Source organism: Acinetobacter pittii (assembly GCF_034067285.1).
Lineage (GTDB): Bacteria > Pseudomonadota > Gammaproteobacteria > Pseudomonadales > Moraxellaceae > Acinetobacter > Acinetobacter pittii_E.
Map to the genome: position 1 here is coordinate 3,011,933 of NZ_CP139286.1, position 18,636 is coordinate 3,030,568.

The window sequence follows — 18,636 nt, forward strand, 5'->3', positions numbered from 1 at the left end:
CGTTGCAACAATAGAATGCTAACGTCTAAACGAATTTGTTAAGGTACATTAAACCAATGTGAGGATTGATAATGAAAAGCACAACTTATCTATTAACAAACGATGGAAAACGCATTGCAAAACGTCTGGTTAATCATTGGAAACACAAGTTCGAAGTACAAGAAACTGAACAAGACTTTAAAATCTTAATGCCTACAGCAACGATTACACTTGCACCAGAAACAGAGCAGTTAAATGTTGCGATTGATAGCCAATTAGATGCCCACGACCACTTAGAAAAAGTTGTCCTTGATCATCTAAACCGTATGGCTCAACAAGAATTTCAGGTGGAATGGCTGCACTAATTAGCCGCCGACCTTTTCTAACTGGATTGCATGAAACTGTAAGTGCTCATCCATAAAGGTTTGAATAAAGTAATAGCCATGGTCATAACCAGCATGTTGTCTTAAAGTTAAAGGCTGTCCCGCTTTTAAACATGCTTGCTTAAATTTTTCAGGGTGAAGTTGTTCATAAAATTGGTCATCTAAGCCCTGATCAACCAAAATTTCGTCAAATACTGCCCCATTTTTTGAGACCAACGCTGTAGCATCATGAGCCAACCAGCTTTCGCGGTCTGCACCCAAATAATGGCTAAAGGCTTTGTCTCCCCATGCACATTCAGTTGGTGCACAGATCGGAGCAAAAGCAGATACTGACTTAAACTTTTCTGGATATTTAAACGCTAAAGTTAATGCACCGTGACCACCCATTGAGTGCCCAAAGATACCGACTTGTTGAGCATTTACAGGAAAGCTTTTTAAAATGAGTGGATATAACTCATCTATTAAATAACTTTCCATTTGATAATGCTCAGACCAAGGTGCTTGTGTTGCATTAATATAAAAGCCCGCGCCTTGCCCAATATCCCAATGATCCCCTGCTGCGACTTGTTCTCCACGAGGAGAAGTATCAGGTGTAATCAGTATGAGGCTTAGTTGTGCTGCCATATGCTGTGCATGCGCTTTTATGGCAAAGGTTTCTTCAGTACACGTTAAACCAGCTAAGTAAAATAAAGTTGAGCAAGCTTTACCTTCTAAAGCTGCCGGTGGCAAATAAACACCAAACTTAGCTGATCCTTTTAAATAAGAAGATTCAAATTGGTATATACGCTGCTCGCCCTCAAAGCAGCGGTTTTTTTGCAGGAGTTGCATCGTTTTTAGCCTCTGTTTTTGTTTGAGCAATATCTACACTACCCGTATTTTGTTGAGGAAATAGATACTTTTCCAACTGAGGTAGCATAAGTTCCATATTTTTACCGATCATCCACTGAGGCTCTGAAGGTTCAACACCTTGAGCCACTTCCCACTTGGTAACTGTTTGCTTAGCTGTGTTAAACGAATCTTTCATCGACGATTGCTCTCGCATCGCCAAATCAAAGAAAGCTCGACCAAAATAGGTATAGTCAGCTTCGTTATTACACCCAAAAGAAGTTTTATCAGCAGCTGAAGCAGTAATAATTAAAGTATCTGGAGACTGTAAAGCAGGAATAAAACTTCCTGAATAGCAGGCTGAGATAACGATCACACGCCAGCGAATACCAGATTTATCAAGTGTTTCTCGCAACCATTTCGGATCGACTTGTCCTAAATCTAGTGGTGCATTTTCAATTTCAAAATGATTTTGTTCACCGTGTGAAGTCATATATAGAAATAGCACATCACTATCACGGTTCATTTGCTGGCCCATACGGCGTAGGGCTAACTCGATACTTGTTTTAGATGCAATCGGAATTTCTGTGCGGGTGTCTGGATTATTGACCAGCATCATTGAGCGCCCAATTGTTCCAAAGCGTGTATCAAACTGTTCTTTAATACGGACCACTTCCGATTTAAAAACGTCTTGATAACTATCGCCAGCAACACCTAAAAAATACCAATGACTCTTAGCAAGTTCACCATATTGGACTTGCTCTAAAGAATCATTTAATAGTTTACTTTGCGCATAAAAAGCATCTTCAGCAAACGTTGGAGCAGAATCTTCTACCTTCCAAATCGGTTGGTCTTTTACAGAAAGTTGCCACACCACCATCGTTGCAATAGTCGCAACCATAACCAGTGCACGTTCCCACCAAGGCCACTTGAGTTCACGTGAGAAAACCCAAATTACCGCTAAACTTTGCCATACAAACAAAGCTACAAATAAGCTCGGCAATATTCCGTTATAAATAGCATCGGGAATAAAGTTGAGATAACCGTTAGAACCTAAATATTGAATTAAACATTGGATTAATAAGATATTCGTATCTAGAACCAACCACAATAAAGCAGGTACTAGCATTAAGCGAGGTTGATTGGTTCGCTGTGATAAGAAAATACCAACAATTAAAGCAATGAATGGCCAAAGTGCATAACCAATTAAACCTTGTGAATTAAAATCACCGATTTGACCCGCCACAAGCCAACTATAAAGAGAGTTGGTACACCCTCCTAAAATCCCCCAAACGATGAGCTGAAGGATAGATGGATGCACTATCTGTAAAGAACGTCTTGACCCCAAAAACAGCCACATTCCGGCAATTTGGTTGCTTTTAAAATCATGCCAAAAGTTAATGGAGGGTTTAAGATCAATCATAGAAGGTTTTCAAAAATTTCGTTTTTGACAGGCATCTTAAGTGTATGCCTGCTAAGAATTTTAGCAATCATGCTTTTGAACTATATCACATATATTTGTGCATTATTCAAGCAATAAAACCTAACCTTACATAAGCCTACTGAAAATACGCATCAAAACGACAAGCATCTCCTTGCCATTGATGAGCTGGCTCTTGATTTGCCAAAAAAATAGCATGACGTGGCCGTTTAACAACCACACGTTTAGCAACTTTCTGCGCCAAAACCAGCAAATTATCCCCTAAATCCATTTCACCATCTTCGGGTAAAAGAAGATGTAAAAGCTGCATCTGTTTTTTGACTTGAGCTTGTTTTTTGATTGCTTGATGGTTTTGATCACGCTGCGGAAACATCGGATCTAAATACACCACATCAACCGTTTGGGCTTCCTGCTGTAACTGTTGTAAATAAGTTGCAGAATCAGCAAAGATCAGTTGAATCCGATCCATAAACTGGCTTAAAAAGCTATCTTGTTCAGCTTGTGCTTTTGCATCTTCAAGTAAGGTAAATAAAATTGGATGGCGTTCAACCAATTGTATTTGTGCGCCTAGATAAGCCATGAGCAAGCTATCGTGGCCTAAGCCTGCTGTAGCATCAACAAGTATGGGTTTTTCACCTAACTGACAAGCACGGGCAATCATTTCTGATTTAAGACTTGCACGTTTTAAACGGGGAATTTCAGCTTTCCAATCAGGCTGCATTTTCATGCCATTTGCAGATAGCCATAATCCATTTTCATCTACACACAGTGCCAACTCAGGATTTAAACGTAAAAAACGTGCATTCAGTTTTTCAACTAACTGCAAATCGACAGTCACACCTCTAGAATAAAGCACAGCTTGGTAGTGCTGTGCTTGTTCTTGAAAATCTATTTCAAAATATATGTGCATGATTAGCCTTTATTTTGCTTTACCCTGATCCGCTATCTTTTTCCATGCATCATCACGTAAATAAACTGGCAAAGCATGTTCGGCATCAACCCATTGCTTTTGCGCTGCATAAACACGTGCAATCGAAGCAATATCTTGTGCAGTTGCGGTGATTGTTTGATGCTCTGCATCAGCTTGAAGTAGTTTTGCGCCCGAACCAATTAAGCAATGCTTTGCGTAAACAGCTGCTGGCTCATAGCCCATTAATTTTTCTTCATCAATACACTGCATGATACCTTGTTCATTTAGAACAAAACTTGCGATATAAACTTCATTCATACGCGCATCAAGAACCGCAGTCACTTGTTGCAAACCTTCAAGTCGATATGCCGCTTGAGCTAAAGCTTGTAAAGTAGAAACTGGAATGACTGGTAAATCTTGTGACCATGCTAATGCCTGAGTCACAGCTGCATTAATTCGGACACCACTAAAAGAACCTGGCCCACGGCTAAAGGCAATTGCATCTAAACCAGCAACCTCAAGACCTGTTTCTTGTAGCCCCTGCTCGATCATGGGCAAAATGGTCTGGGTTTGTGCTTTCGCCCGCGTATCGAGTTGAAAAAACAGTTCTTGGGTTTCATCGACTAATGAAATAGAACACTGCTCGTTTGCAGTTTCCAACGCCAGCAATTTCATGCACAACCTTAGTATTAAATCAGATTAAAAACGAGGGTTATGATACCCCACTCGGCTCTGATAGGCGAGTTGTTCTCTGTCTAAATAAAAATGCCAAGCTTGTGCTTGGCACAGAACATATCTTACTCAAATTTTAAAAGTGGAATTCTTTTAAATCTGCATAGTTCTTAAAGTGTTCAGCATAATGCAATGCACTCAATCGTATTTTTGCAGCGCCATCTTCATCTAAAGTTTTGACAATTTTGCCAGGTGAGCCCATCACCACTGAATTATCTGGAATCACCTTCCCTTCAGGAATTAAAGCATTAGCACCGATAATACAATTTTTACCAATCACAGCCCGATTTAAAATTACGGCGTTCATACCAATCAAACTATTATCACCAATCGTACAACCATGCAGCATGACTTTATGACCGACCGTGACATATTCACCAATATTTAACTCAAGTCCAGCATCGGTATGTAGTACAGAATTTTCTTGAATATTAGAAAAATTACCAATTCGAACGACACAGTTATCAGCACGCACTACTGCACCAAACCAAATACTGACCTGACGGCCTAGTTCTACCTGCCCAATAAGCGTTGCAGTTGGAGCAACCCAACCATCCCATGGCTCATGTAAGGCTTTTGGGTGTTGGCCTTGATAGCTATACATCATAATTTATCAATCCTGATCTTTATTTTTTATGAGAAAACTTTGGCATTCCAAAGGTTGGTGAGTTAAGTAAAAATGGCCAATCTTTTTGATAACCTAATCCATATTTAAACAGCGCAACTAACATACGAGCAGTTAAACCCCAGATAATTTCATTATCAATCTGTAGGCTTGGAAAATATAAAGACTGATGAGCATACCGTACTTCATAGGGTGTCGGACGCGTCTCGATAAGTTGCTGTAACGGGACAAAGAAAATTCGATCAATTTCGGTAGGCTGAGGTATTAAAGTCACCTCTGGAGGAATAAGCCCAACGATTGGTTTTACAGACAAACCGCTTCTTGCACGCTGCATCGGCAAATCACCTAACAACTGTACATCAAACGGATTTAAAGCTGTCTCTTCCTGAGCTTCTCTTAACGCTACAACAATATTACTGGTATCACTAGGATCACGCTTTCCACCCGGAAAAGAAACTTCCCCCGCATGGTTGTTCATATGTATTGAACGGCGTGTAAGCAGTACCTTTGGATTATTCTCATTCGTAATTGCAATGAGTACTGCTGCTTGTGCTTCTTGTATGCGGGTGGAAAAGCGCAATCTTTGCTGTAACTTTTGTGTTAGCAAGTGCTCTTCCATACCTTTCACCTATTATTCTGTCTCTCTTTGCATCATATCTGAAAATCAAACTTAGGGAATAGAGTTGATGCGTAAGTCTAAAAATTCAGTTATGCTGAGGCATCTCTATACTCGATGATAATTATGAGTTTCTGTGTAGCGTGTGGGCATAAAACCGAACAAAAAATTCCTTTAGGTGATCATAAAGTACGCCGTGTTTGTACTCATTGTGGAAATATTCACTATGAAAATCCCAAAGTAATCTGCGGTGCCTTAGCGTTATGGGAAGACAAAGTATTACTCTGTCGTCGTGCGATTGAACCTCGTTATGGCTTGTGGACATTACCTGCCGGGTATATGGAATTGTTCGAAACCATGGAACAAGGCGCAGCACGTGAAACTCGTGAAGAAGCAGAAGCGGAGATAGAAATAGAACAACTTTATTGCATGTACAATATTCCTCGTATTGGTCAAATTTATGTTCTATTCAAAGCACAGCTGAAAGATGGCATTTTTGGTGCAGGTGAAGAAAGCATCGAGAGTCGTCTGTTTGAAGAGCATGAAATTCCATGGGGAGAACTAGCCTTCCCTAGTGTTGAACACACTTTAAGACATTATTTTGAAGACCGTAAAAAACAAGTGTTCCCAACCCATCTTGAAACTTTGGGGACTCGTTTAGACCATACAGGTTAATCAATTAGATAATAAAAAAGACCGCTTTAGCGGTCTTTTTTATTTACCTTTTATTTTTAAGACTTAGTTTTAATTGCTTTACAAGCTGGAATAGACTGATCGGCAAGTTTAATTGACACGGTTCCAGTAATACGTTGTGCTAATGCTTTTTCTTCATCTGTTGGTGCGGGACTAATATCCTTAATATTATTATAGACAGCTTGATAGAAAGCATACAGATTAACCCAACGCGCAGTCTTGTTGTCATAATCACTTAAATTAATACTACTACTGCTGTTTTGACCTGCTAATAGATTATAGAGGTTAATCTTAGCGCCACCCACTGAAATTGAGTCATCTATCTTATCTTCTGGGTCAGAATCTGGTTTGATTACAGAGTTAAGTCCCATCAAAATCCCATTAAGGTTACCTAACTGAGGGTGTGATAAAATCATACGAACAGGAATAGAGCTATCATTTTCAGATGACTGCGTTCCTCCAGTAGTACCAAGTCTATATTGTTGTACTCCATTACTATCAATTAAGCTATTGTCTGCTACTGTTGCACATTGACCAGACATATCTGTTGCAGTTGCATTTGGTTTAATATCCGTACGAATATCACCCTTTTCATTAACAACAATACCTAAATCGATAGGAGCTATCCCTGTCGTATCAAATCTGAATGTTAAGGTTGCATATAATGGGAAGACATAACGTTGACCAGAACTCACATTAGCTGCTGTCTTAAAGATTTCTTTTCCAAGATAACTAATTGGATTAGCTTTAATAATATCAAGTGAACCCTTATAGTTTTCTGTGCCTACTGTTTGTCGCCATAAACCATAATGCTGAATATTCCCTGTTGTTGAACGTGTTAATTGCTTATAAAAACCTTCACTACCCGCAACAGCATAATCGTTCATAAACTTACCTTGATAGATTTGCAAATCATTATTCGCATTGCTATCAACGCTCAAACGTAATGGCTGAGTCGATTGAATATCTTTTGAAATTGGGTTGAGCCAGCCATTTTGTTGGGTAGCAACCAGCATTTGCATTGGTTTTGCTTTGGTCCACAATAAAACTGGTGGAGCAACACCAGTCACGTTTCCTTTATCATCTTTATAGAAAGTAGCATCACCGCGCCATTGCAGACCATATCCCATTGCATAACCTTCACGGTCAGTCAGCATGAACATATTAGCCATCATATGACGTAAATTAGTAGTAGATTTATTAAAGCAATCTACTAATGCCTGATTACAGCCATAAAAACCCAGTGGAAGCGGTGAACTTACAGGATCTGCAAATCCTGCATAAGTTGCTTCAGTTGCCTGGAATAATGCAGCATTTGCTAAGTTCGTTACTTGAACTACAAGTGCATAAGCTTGTGCATCAGACACTTTGCTTACATCTAACCAAGGTTTGAGAAGAGTTGCATATTGTCCATTTTTCCATTCTGTTGCGGTTATATCTTGTGTCAAACTCGTCAACAGGTTTTTCTTATCTTGAGTAAATTGGGTTGGTTGTAAATCTCCCACCACATTATCGCGACGTTCAACGCCAATACTTTGGAATAACTTAACTAAAGCGATTGCCACTTTAATCGTTGGATCAGAACTACTCATTGAAGCTGGAGGTTGGCCAGTTAATGCTGTTGCCATGTCCAAAACTGTTAAATGTGTTGTTCCGTATTTTCCTAATGTATCGAGTTTTATCGTACCTAACGCAATCTTGTGGGTATTACTACCTTGTAGATAAAGCGTAATTGTTTCATCAGATTTACTACTACTGATACTACAAGCACCACCAACCGAGTTACCCACCAATTTAGTAATATAATGCTGATTCGGTGATAAACTACAATCAAAATTCAATCCAGCAACTGGATAATTTAATTCAAAGTTTAAACAAGACTCATCTGAAATATTAGCAGCTTTACAATCCAAATTAGTGGTTGGAATCTCACCTCCACCCTGAGTCGGATCTTCATTAATTGTTGAGCCACCACCACCGCAACCATTTAATACAATTGCCAATGTGGATAATGCAAAAGGTAATAAAAAATTTTTACTCATCATCATTCCTATTTATTTTTAACGTAATACCGAAATTTTAATTTGTCCCTGATTAGATAGCTCTTGATCCGGCATATCTACAGCCGAAGATAAAGGCGTTAACATAATATAATGTGTACGTTCTGGTACCTGTAAAACACCTGAAATTGAGGCATGTTGTAAAATCGTCGCAGGATAAGACTTACTTTTAAAACCGCTAGCACCTTCCAAGACACAACCTTTTTCATCTAAGAAAACTGCAAGAGGCCAATAATATGTAGGCTTGTCATTTGTTGTAGCATAAGAAGCCACTTGTATATTCTTAATAGAAGAATCTATTTTTACGACTTCGTATTCAAACTTTTCTTTAAGAGGTTTTCTCGGCCATAACCCCACTTCTTTATTTTGGGTCAGTTTTTTAATTGATTTTTTATAGCCATTAATAAAACACAAATCGTTTTCAAAAGTGCTTGCCAACTCTTTGTGCGATAGTCTCACATACGTAGGAGCTAATACCACAGAAGAGATCTGGTCTTCATGAGATCGATGTAATACGTTATCAAGGATAGATTGACCGACGCCTTTTTTACGCTCAATAGATTCAGTACGACCTAAACCGTCAGGCATAATATAAAAACGTTTTTTCCCTTCTAGATTAAACTCTTGATTCTCTAAATATTCGTTATTGACGTATTCCACACCATCAATTGTAGTGTACTTCGTCTCATCCTTTTTTGGTGCTACCGGTGTTGATGAAGTAACGACATTCTTAGACAAGGTTTGAACTGAATTCGATTCTACTTTTTCTTCAATCTTTTGTTGGGAAACAGAATCCTTGATTAATGTTTTTTCTTTACTAGTTTCTAAAGTGGACTTTTGATCAATAACTTCTGTTTTTTCTTTACTGAGTTTTGCTTGTTTTGAAACTGTAGATTGTTTATTTATCGAGATAGTTGGTGCAGTTGGTGCAGTTGGTGCAGTTGGTGCAGTTGGTGCAGTTGGTGCAGTTGGTGCAGTTGGTGCAGTTGGTGCAGTTGGTGCAGTTGGTGCAGTTGGTGCAGTATTGGAAGACTTTTTAATTAATTTAGGCAAGTCTTTTGATTTTAAAGATGTTTCTGGCAATACTTGTTGTTCTGGACGAGTCGCCTTTATCTCTGGATGTGTTAATACTTTAGACGGTGCAACAGTTTGTTCCACCCTTTTACTCGGAACAATCATTGGTCGACCATCAGGACCAATAATCGTATAAAAACCGTCTGCGTAAGATACAGAAACACTTGCTATTGCAACAAAAAAAATCGCAATAGCAAATCTAGGTCGAGACATCCGTTTGCAATTTAATTTTACCATTTTGTTCTATAATTTAACCCGAGTACTGTAACTTTGGTATTGGTTTTAACATCCAAACCGGCATAAGGGTTTAACAGGATATTATCAACTCCTGTTTTGTTAGATAAGGTACTAGTCCCTGCTGGAATATTATCGCGGCTACGTAAGAAACCAACTGAAAGATCCAAATCTGTATCTGCATCAAAACGATATCCAATACCCAAACCAAATAATTGTGCATTATTAATTGGAATCATAGTGTTGCGTTTATCATTGGGAATAGCACTAGCACGAGGTTCATAACCCGCACGTAACTTCAAACGATCTGTTGCCGAATACTCTAAACCAATACCCCAACTCCATGGTGAAGTAAACTTTAAAGGTAATCCTAATGAAGCATCTGTCACATCATTTGATAAAAGTTTGGCAACTTTGAGTAAGGTAATCTGTCGATCAAATTCAAATTTGAACTTATCCCATGCCGAATAGTCTGTCCAACCCACGTCAAAATTAACTTGCAAATCAGGGAATATTTTATATTTAATCCCTGCCTGAAAGTGTGCAGGATATTCTAAGTCCATCGCGGCCAAACCAGACTCAGAGTTTGGTACATTTCCCGGTAAACCGAGAATAGCGGCCAGAACCTGACCTGTAGCTGAGGAGTTTAAGCCTTTAATTAATTCTTGAGGAGCCTTAGCATTATTAATCAGGTATTTCCCTTTCATACGCATTTTAGCCGCGCTTTGGTAAACCATACCGAAGCCAAAATCGTCCGTTGGTTCCCACATTAACCCCAAGTTATAACTTGGGCTTAAAGACTGCTCCATAGAAACTTGCAGCGAACCCATTTTTTTAAAAGGGTCCATCCCTTCTTGAGTATTACATAAACCAAATAACAATAGATTAGTGATCATATCGTTATTGTCTTTAAACGGCCCACATACTACATCATCAACCATACGCAATACCCCAATCATATCATTGGGAAAACGCAAATCAGTTTTCATAGCAAGAGCGTTATAAGACATACCAACCGAAGCACCGATCGATAAATGATCATTTACTTGATAGCCAAAAGATGGAGACAAATAAGTAATTCGCTCAACAGCCACCTGCTGTCCCATGAAGTTTCCAGCATTACCATTTTCAGCGCCAAAACCTGCAATTAAAGGTGCATAAATTGCTGTAGCATAGGTCAACTTTGAGCCAGGAGGTTTATAAGCAATTCCTGCAGTTGGGGCAGCTAGTGGATAACCAGCTCCCAGATCAACCATTTTTTTTAGAATCGGTACATATAAGCTGGCATATTCAACATCACCACGTACAGGCCCTTTAAAATCAGTACAAATATTGGCTGTAACTTCTGGACCATCATTACAAACAAGAGGGTCATCTGAGTAGCCAAAAACGTTATAACCGGGAGGTGCCGAGAACTCACGTTGAATATCAAAGTTCGCTAGAATTCCTTGTACATCTGTCTGTAACCCATCAATTTTTGCTAAAGCTGCTGGGTTAAAGTGAACTGCACTAATACCCGGGGGATCTGCAGTTACTGCATTCCCCATCGAAAGTGAACGAATATCAACAGCTAGGTTTTGTCCTAATTGAGCATTGGCAAAGCTAGAAAAACCGGAGATAACAATTGCCGCCGTTAAAGGACATAATTTAGGATATTTCACCTGCATATCTCCTTATTTGGTTTTTTTGCCAAAGCCTATGAAATCTAGTGGGAAAGACAAACCAAGCGAAACATCTGGTGCATCTTCAGTTAAACCAATCCCTACCGTACCATTAACGATTGTTTCAGGTGAAACACGTACACCTAAAGCAAAAGACAACATTGCACTACTTTGGTCTGGCGACTTATATGCCTCACCGTTCTCGAACTGGAATTCTGCATCCATGTTGAAACTTTGTTGATATGACATGGTTAAAGACACGTCATAGTTAAATGAATAAGCAAAACCGAATGAAAAACCGCCACTAATGCCTGGGTCAAAAGAAGTTAACGTCCTCGAACCTCGTGCCTGATTTAAACCCGTTTCTTTAAAACCATAATTGGCAGATGCCGATGCAAACAACACAACTGGATCGATATATTTACGGGTACTTGCTCCCACCCCAACAGAGTAATAACCCTTACCAGTTGAAAGCTCATCTAAACCAATTTCATAAGGACTATCGCCAGTTTTTGTTGATAGGTTACCAAATAATACCAATGGCAAACGGCCTTGCTTTAATGGGAAAGGTTCCCAGCGTGCCCCTAAAGAAATATCCCCCAAACCAGCTGCAGTTGTATCTCGAACAATTTCAGACTTCGCAACGAAAGGAACGGTTGCAGATAATGTTAAGTTGTCCAATACACCATATTGAACAGTAAAACTATTCGTTAAAGTATGGTTCGCATCTTCTTCAATACGTAAACGGTTGAGTTGAGAAGAATTATCAGCTAAAGCTAAATCAATTCGAGTATCACGGTAATAGGTATAATCGAGATCGTAATAAGCTGAGAATACGCCTCTTTTAATCAATGAATATTGACGCTCATTTGAAGTAAATACTTCTTGCAAATTTGTTTCTTGAGTCGCATCACCTTCTTTCTTCTGTAAGGCAGTTGCGGCTTGATCAGCTCCAGTATTTGCAGGTGTAGAAGCAGGTTCAGTAGTTACAACGTCTGTGGCTGGAGTCGTACTCACTTCTTGGGCTGAATCTGTGGCTGGAGTTACTTCTGCTGTTGTACTCGCTTCAGAAACAGCTGTAGTATTTTGTACATCTGCTTGTTGTGCAACTTGATCATCTGCATAAAGTGTACCCGTAATGGCACTTATACTTAATGCCAATACACTCATCTTCATCCATTGATTATTCATGTTTATTCCCACCTAATGTATTTATTTTACTCAATTCATATTTGATTATTTACGCTTATAGTAAAGACGCATATATGTTTCAATTGGCTGATTATAAGTTGCAGAATTTGGGTCTTTATCTAGTACCCGGCGCATGGTTGATGCTTTATTTGCTAAACGGTCATAATTGAATGTTGGATATTGCACATCCACAAAGGCATAACGGTTAACAGTCGCATCTTCCACATGACGCATATCTGAATCTTTTAGAGCCAATAAGTCTTTACGCTGCGGTTCAGGAACAGAAATAACAAATAATGTATTATTATCCCAAACCTCTTTAAAACGATTTTCATCAAAGCTGATATTCCCTAATGCTGGGTCAGCAACATATACACGTCCATCTTTATAAGCTTTATATACGACAAAATGCTTAAAACCAGCATAAGAAATTGGAACAATTGCGGGCTGTCCAAGATTAACTAAATCCGAAAATTCTCCACGGTACCCCCCACTTTCTAAACCAATAGCAGTTACAAAGCGCTTCATATCAAGTAAAGAGAAACTTCGACGCTCAATAATACGTTGATATTCGCCATACTGTAGTAAGCCGCTCATGGTCTGCTGTTCAGTCAAACTAGTGCCCACATAACCATTTAAAAGTGTCGTAAGAGCGGCTGAACCACAGCTATAATCATATGCTTGTCGAACAATACCTCGAAACTGATCTTCTACAGCTGGTTTAATTTGAACTGGTTCAATATGATTACGGCGAAAAGATAAATTACGTGAATCGGCGGTCTCTGTATAATAAACAGTTCCCGGTGGCTTTTTTTCTATTTCGAAGGCTTCTGTCGCAAAGTAATATATCAATGCTGAGCCTAAAGCAATCTCTAACATAAGCACTTGTTCTAAATGGTGGCCTAACCGGCCTTATTCATTTTATTCTTAGAGCAATAGCTCTACATCCCTGTGTGTTGAAGATACCTTTTTTTTTTGAAAAAAACAGCCTTTTTTTACTTTTTTTTGATGAACGTTTAGTTTTATAAAAATAGAGAGACTTTTATACTTAATTTAATTTAATTCTTAAATTTAATAACTTATTTTGATCAATAAAAATATTTTTATATATAATAAAATTAGGTAATTAATAAATTAAAAAAGCGCGTGTTAAACGCGCTTTTTAATTAAATACTCAGATTAGTGGCCTGAGATTGTAATTGTAGAAGTCCCTACATTTAAACCTTGGATTTCAACATCACCAATTGAAGCGGCAGTATTAGAACCCAAATGTACGCCTTGTACATAAACATTCATACCTTGAGCACTATTATTTTGGATTTTCAAGCCAGTTGGTACAACTGAAATATTAGCATCAACATCTAAATCACCAGTTGTATTACCTGCGCCACGAACCATAACTTTATCAAGAACAATTTGACCGCCACCTGCAGCGTCGTTAATACCAAAGTTAGATAAAGTTAAACCACCTTTTAAAGCAGAGTTTACTTTGATCATTGCACCTTGTGGAGTAGAACCTAATTGTACGTTGGCTGAAATCGCACCTAAAGATAAATCTAAACCAGAGATAATTTCAGTTGGAGCCGTTTCAGTAATACCACGTACAGCAGTAGTTGTATTTAGTGTCCCAGAAGTACCCACACCAATAGAACCCACATGTACATCAACCGCACCGACATTTGCAGCAACGTTTAAAAATGCGCCATTTGTACCTGAAGCACCAACGCTATCAATTTTAAGGTCTAACAAGTTTGTTGTCGCATCAACTTGTTTAACAGTTACTCCGCTTACTACAATCGCACCCGCAGTTGCTGCAGCACCCGTAATACCTGTAGCCGGATCTAAACCATCATTATCATGAACAATTAATTTATCGATAGAAATACCGCCAGAACCTAAAGCGATACCAATATTAATACCATCTTGACCTGTAGCAGCACTAAGCGCAGCATCGTCCATTGACTGCATTGCCATTGCATTTGCACTGATAGCTAAAGAAGAAACTAAAGCAAGTTTAGTGAACATTTTCATTGAGCACTCTCCCAAGAGCATTTATTTTTTGACTTTAACCACTCTCATTGTCTCAAGTCGCATTTTTCTTTATATGGCAACCGAAACTTCCAATCCTTGAGTAGTTTTGCTTAGCAATTACTAAATTACATGTACGTTACTTTTTGTTCAACTAGTGTTGTGCATTTTTTGCCAATTACCCGACAAACGGTACACCTTAGGTTTTACTTCATAAATGCTCATAAACATATAAAATCTTAAGCTGTAATTGTGCTGGTTTTATCAGCAAAAAGTTTCCCGTATAAAAGTCTTCCTCCTGATGAACTATGACTTGTAGTAAACTATGTTCTCTCATTAACCACCACCCTGTTTAAAAATGTCTCAGTTAAAGAAAAAAATCTCTTTACATGGTAAAAATGCTGCCGATATTTTAAAAAAGTTACAAGGGTTAACTGGGCTTGTTTATTTAAATGACAATAACAATCCAATTATTGGACTTCTTCCTCAAAAATATATTCTTTTTCAAGATGAAAGTTATCTAGAGTTTCAACAACAAAATTTTAATGAATATAGAAATATATCAAAATTAAATCACTTAATAGACTTTACCCAATTCAAAGAGAATAATTCACAAGTAAATATTAACGCTACAACAAGTTTTACAGGGGGGTATATTGGTTTTATCAGTTATGATTTTTCTGCTCATCAGTTTATTGACATACAGAACCATATACAGCCCTCTTTATTTTTAGGTCAATATCGTTCTTTTTTAAAATATATAGATAATGATTGGTATTTTTTTAGTGACGAACCAGATGCACTTGAGCTATTCTCATATATTGAAAATAGAATAGAGAATTCTATTTCTAATCATTCTAAAAATATATTTGAATTAAAAACTACTATTCAGCCAAGGTGGTCTAAAAAACAATATTTTGAAGCTTTTTATAAAATACAAGAATATATTAAAGCTGGTGATTGCTATCAAATTAATTTAACCCAAGAATTTAAAGCTGATTTCAAAGGATCTTTATTAAATAAAGCAACAGATTTATGGAGTCTTACTAATGCGCCATATGCAGGATATTTAAAATTAGATAATTTTGAATTATTAAGTTGTTCCCCGGAGCTTTTTATTGAGTTCAACCAAAGTAAACAAATTAAGACAAGACCTATTAAAGGAACAATGCCTCGCTATAAAAATGTAGAAAAAGATTTTATTTCAAAACAAACCTTAAAAAACTCTCAAAAAGATCAGGCAGAGAATGTCATGATCGTTGATTTATTACGTAATGATTTGAGCATTTATGCCAATACTGGATCAGTAAAAACAACAAAACTATTTGAGATTGAAAGTTTCAATCAAGTACATCATATGGTAAGCGAGATTGTTGCGACCCTTAAAGATGATGTTAATCCTATGCAAATGCTGCTCTCTGCCTTACCTGGAGGATCAATCACAGGTGCTCCGAAAATTCGGGCAATGCAGATTATTGAAGAGTTAGAGGAAGCAGCAAGAGGTGCATATTGCGGGACATTGGGCTATTTCAATTTTGATGGAACAGGCCGCTGGAATATTCTTATCCGTAGTTTTCAACAATATCAAAATCAGCTTTCTTTATGGGCTGGTGGGGGCATTACAATTGCATCAAATGCTGAAGCAGAATATCAAGAGAGTCTTGATAAAGTCTCTGCTATGCTGAACCTAATGAACAGCACAGCAGAGTAAAATTTAGAGAATATCTTGTTTTAATGTTTGTACTAAACGCTCATTTTGCTCATCAGTTCCTACTGTAATCCGTAAGAATTGATTAATACGCGGCTTATTGAAATAGCGCACAATAATGCCCTGCTCACGTAATTGCTGTGCAAGTTGGCCTGCATCATGCAATGAATGTGAAGCAAAAATAAAGTTCGCTTTAGATGGCAAAACTTTAAAACCTAAAGTGGTTAAATCATCTACTAGCTTTTCACGACTAGAAATAACTTTCTGGCATTGCTCTTCAAAATAAGCTTGATCTTCAAAAGAAGCTACAGCTGCTGCAATTGCAAAACGGTCAATAGGATATGAATTAAAACTATTTTTGACAGCTTCAAGAGCTGCAATTAAATGAGGCTGAGCAATCGCGAAGCCAACGCGTAAACCCGCAAGAGACCGAGATTTTGAAGTTGTTTGGCACACCACCAAATTCTCATAGCGGTTTACCAAACTAACAGCGGATTCTGCACCAAAATCAACATAAGCTTCATCAATCACAACCACTCGATTTGGATTCGCTTTTAAGATTTGTTCAATTTCTTGCAAGCCGAGGGCAATACTTGTTGGTGCATTAGGGTTCGTAATAATAACTCCCCCATTTGGTTGCACATAATCCTTAACGTCTATCTCAAAATTCTCATTGAGTGGAAGTTCTTTAGTTTTTGTTCCAAAGAACTGACTATAAACTGGATAAAAACTATAAGTGATATCTGGATACAGAATCGGTTCATCTTGAAGAAAAAATGCTTTAAAAATATGAGCAAGTACTTCATCTGAGCCATTACCAACGAAAACTTGAGATACTTCAATATTCTGTTGTTTAGCAATTGCTTGCTTTAATGCTGTTGCATCTGGATCTGGATATAAACGCAATGCATCAGCTTGTTGAGTTAAAACAGCTTGAACTGCTTCAACTACTTTTGGTGAAGGAGGATATGGATTTTCATTCGTATTGAGTTTCAATAAATTCTGAATTTTAGGCTGCTCACCCGGAACATAAGGCTCCAATTCACGAACTTCTGGACTCCAAAAGCGCATTTGTGCTGTAGATAAAGTCATGGTCTTATCTCAAAAAAGGGCTGAAAAACAGCCCTGAGTAATAATTAAAAAACTACAAGGTTTATAAACTTATTGATAACGATAGCGAGCTGAGCGTGCATGGGCATCCAAGTTCTCTTGGACAGCTAATATGTCGGCTGTTTTAGCTAACGTTTTAACCCCATCTTTCGAACACATAATCAAGCTCGAACGCTTTTGGAAATCATAAACGCCTAAAGGAGAAGAAAAACGAGCTGTTCCAGAAGTTGGCAATACATGGTTTGGACCTGCACAATAGTCACCAATTGCTTCAGGTGTATAACGTCCCATGAAAATTGCTCCAGCATGACGAATATGTTCGCTCATGGCTTCAGCATCATCTAAGCAAAGTTCTAAATGCTCTGGTGCAACCTGATTAATCAATTCAATTGCTTCTGCACGGTCTTTGACTAATACCAAAGCACCACGGTTTTCAATCGAAGTTCGAGCAATATCTGCCTTTGGCAATTCATTTAAATGCTTTTCAATTGCCAACTCGACTGCATTAAGCAAAGCTTCATCTGGAGTAATAAAAATAGCTTGAGCAACTGTGTCATGTTCAGCTTGAGATAAAACATCCATAGCTAACCAATCTGCATTATTCTCGCCTTCTGCATATACTAAAATTTCAGAAGGTCCAGCAATCATATCAATGCCGACTTGGCCAAATACAGCACGCTTAGCAGCTGCTACAAAACGATTCCCTGGACCAGTAATTTTATCTACAGGTGGAATCGTCTGTGTTCCATAAGCCAAAGCTGCTACAGCCTGTGCCCCACCAATGGTGAATACTCGACTAACCCCAGCAAGGTAAGCTGCCGCAAGGACCAATGGATTTAGTTCACCATTCGGTGCTGGAACAACCATAATAATTTCAGGTACACCCGCAACATGGGCTGGTACAGCATTCATTAAAACTGAAGATGGATAAGATGCTAAACCACCTGGCACATAAATACCTACACGGTCTAGAGGTGTCACTTTTTGCCCTAAGGTATTGCCCAAATCATCTATATAAGTCCAGCTATCTTGTTTCTGAGCTTCATGAAATGTACGAATACGAGCTGCTGCTAACTGAAGAGCATCGCGAATTTCTGGATTTAAATTATCAAAAGCAGTTTTAAGTTGTTGTTGAGATAATTCTAAATCTGAGAATTGATGCGCTGGATGTCGATCGAACTGTTGAGTGAGCTTTAAAACATGATCATCACCATGCTGACGAACATCAGCAATAATTTGATCTACTGTTTGCACTAAATTAAGATCATTTACGGTTTCAAATGCTAAAAGCTCAGCAAAAACCTGTTTGAAGTTCTGATCTTGAGTCGATAAACGTCGCATCAATTTACCCACAAGGCGAAAAAGA

17 protein-coding genes are annotated in these 18,636 nt (G+C 38.2%); 3 read left to right on the forward strand and 14 right to left on the reverse strand.

The window, feature by feature from the left end; translation table 11 throughout:
- The first annotated feature begins 71 nt into the window (after positions 1 to 71).
- Positions 72 to 344 carry a DUF2218 domain-containing protein gene (locus tag SOI81_RS14205; protein WP_239976197.1) on the forward strand — a complete coding sequence of 91 codons (273 nt, stop codon included), beginning with the start codon at positions 72 to 74 and terminating at the stop codon, positions 342 to 344.
- Here the strand turns inward: SOI81_RS14205 and fghA are convergent, their stop codons facing one another.
- From fghA to nudL, 6 genes are all read right to left on the reverse strand, one after another.
- On the reverse strand, positions 345 to 1,190 hold the full coding sequence (fghA, locus tag SOI81_RS14210; protein ID WP_016142135.1) for an S-formylglutathione hydrolase: 846 nt from the start codon (positions 1,188 to 1,190) through the stop codon (positions 345 to 347). It lies immediately after the preceding gene.
- Complete coding sequence (locus tag SOI81_RS14215) at positions 1,159 to 2,610, reverse strand: C13 family peptidase (RefSeq protein WP_005071224.1); 1,452 nt, start codon at positions 2,608 to 2,610, stop codon at positions 1,159 to 1,161. Before SOI81_RS14215 ends, fghA begins: the two co-directional genes overlap by 32 nt.
- Positions 2,611 to 2,746: 136 nt before the next feature.
- Positions 2,747 to 3,538 carry a class I SAM-dependent methyltransferase gene (locus SOI81_RS14220; RefSeq protein ID WP_320540930.1) on the reverse strand — a complete coding sequence of 264 codons (792 nt, stop codon included), beginning with the start codon at positions 3,536 to 3,538 and terminating at the stop codon, positions 2,747 to 2,749.
- A 9-nt stretch (positions 3,539 to 3,547) separates the two neighbouring features.
- Entirely contained in the window at positions 3,548 to 4,213 is a 666-nt protein-coding gene (tsaB, locus tag SOI81_RS14225) for a tRNA (adenosine(37)-N6)-threonylcarbamoyltransferase complex dimerization subunit type 1 TsaB (RefSeq protein WP_239976199.1), read from the reverse strand.
- Between the two features lie 133 nt (positions 4,214 to 4,346).
- Positions 4,347 to 4,874, reverse strand: coding sequence for a gamma carbonic anhydrase family protein (locus SOI81_RS14230; RefSeq protein WP_080649728.1), 528 nt, complete (start codon positions 4,872 to 4,874; stop codon positions 4,347 to 4,349).
- A gap of 22 nt (positions 4,875 to 4,896) precedes the next feature.
- Positions 4,897 to 5,523, reverse strand: coding sequence for a CoA pyrophosphatase (nudL, locus tag SOI81_RS14235; protein WP_080649504.1), 627 nt, complete (start codon positions 5,521 to 5,523; stop codon positions 4,897 to 4,899).
- Positions 5,524 to 5,637: 114 nt separating this feature from the next.
- Between nudL and SOI81_RS14240 the strand changes: the two genes are divergently transcribed.
- On the forward strand, positions 5,638 to 6,186 hold the full coding sequence (locus SOI81_RS14240; RefSeq protein ID WP_002115876.1) for an NUDIX hydrolase: 549 nt from the start codon (positions 5,638 to 5,640) through the stop codon (positions 6,184 to 6,186).
- Positions 6,187 to 6,242: 56 nt separating this feature from the next.
- Here SOI81_RS14240 and SOI81_RS14245 read toward each other — a convergent pair whose 3' ends face one another.
- The 6 genes from SOI81_RS14245 to SOI81_RS14270 form a co-directional block, all read right to left on the reverse strand.
- Positions 6,243 to 8,252 carry a protein FilF gene (locus SOI81_RS14245; protein ID WP_320540931.1) on the reverse strand — a complete coding sequence of 670 codons (2,010 nt, stop codon included), beginning with the start codon at positions 8,250 to 8,252 and terminating at the stop codon, positions 6,243 to 6,245.
- A gap of 12 nt (positions 8,253 to 8,264) precedes the next feature.
- Positions 8,265 to 9,551, reverse strand: coding sequence for a putative pilus assembly protein FilE (gene filE / locus SOI81_RS14250; protein ID WP_320540932.1), 1,287 nt, complete (start codon positions 9,549 to 9,551; stop codon positions 8,265 to 8,267).
- Positions 9,552 to 9,568: 17 nt separating this feature from the next.
- Positions 9,569 to 11,233, reverse strand: a complete 1,665-nt coding sequence (locus tag SOI81_RS14255; RefSeq protein ID WP_016142142.1) for an OmpP1/FadL family transporter — start codon at positions 11,231 to 11,233, stop codon at positions 9,569 to 9,571.
- A 12-nt stretch (positions 11,234 to 11,245) separates the two neighbouring features.
- Positions 11,246 to 12,424, reverse strand: coding sequence for a hypothetical protein (locus tag SOI81_RS14260; RefSeq protein WP_224993384.1), 1,179 nt, complete (start codon positions 12,422 to 12,424; stop codon positions 11,246 to 11,248).
- 45 nt (positions 12,425 to 12,469) lie between these two features.
- Entirely contained in the window at positions 12,470 to 13,303 is an 834-nt protein-coding gene (locus SOI81_RS14265) for a C39 family peptidase (protein WP_016142144.1), read from the reverse strand.
- A 300-nt stretch (positions 13,304 to 13,603) separates the two neighbouring features.
- The gene (locus SOI81_RS14270) at positions 13,604 to 14,455 is read right to left on the reverse strand and encodes a DUF6160 family protein (protein ID WP_224993388.1); all 852 of its coding nucleotides are present in this window, start codon (positions 14,453 to 14,455) and stop codon (positions 13,604 to 13,606) included.
- A 355-nt stretch (positions 14,456 to 14,810) separates the two neighbouring features.
- On the opposite strand from SOI81_RS14270, the gene pabB reads away from it, so the two are divergent.
- Complete coding sequence (gene pabB / locus SOI81_RS14275; protein WP_239976202.1) at positions 14,811 to 16,163, forward strand: anthranilate synthase component I family protein; 1,353 nt, start codon at positions 14,811 to 14,813, stop codon at positions 16,161 to 16,163.
- Positions 16,164 to 16,166: 3 nt separating this feature from the next.
- On the opposite strand, the gene hisC is transcribed toward pabB, so the two are convergent.
- Together hisC and hisD are read right to left on the reverse strand one after the other, a co-directional pair.
- Positions 16,167 to 17,252: a histidinol-phosphate transaminase gene (gene hisC, locus SOI81_RS14280; RefSeq protein WP_239976203.1), complete on the reverse strand. Its 1,086-nt coding sequence runs from the start codon at positions 17,250 to 17,252 to the stop codon at positions 16,167 to 16,169.
- 69 nt (positions 17,253 to 17,321) lie between these two features.
- Positions 17,322 to 18,611: a histidinol dehydrogenase gene (hisD, locus tag SOI81_RS14285; RefSeq protein ID WP_061874034.1), complete on the reverse strand. Its 1,290-nt coding sequence runs from the start codon at positions 18,609 to 18,611 to the stop codon at positions 17,322 to 17,324.
- Positions 18,612 to 18,636 lie beyond the last annotated feature (25 nt).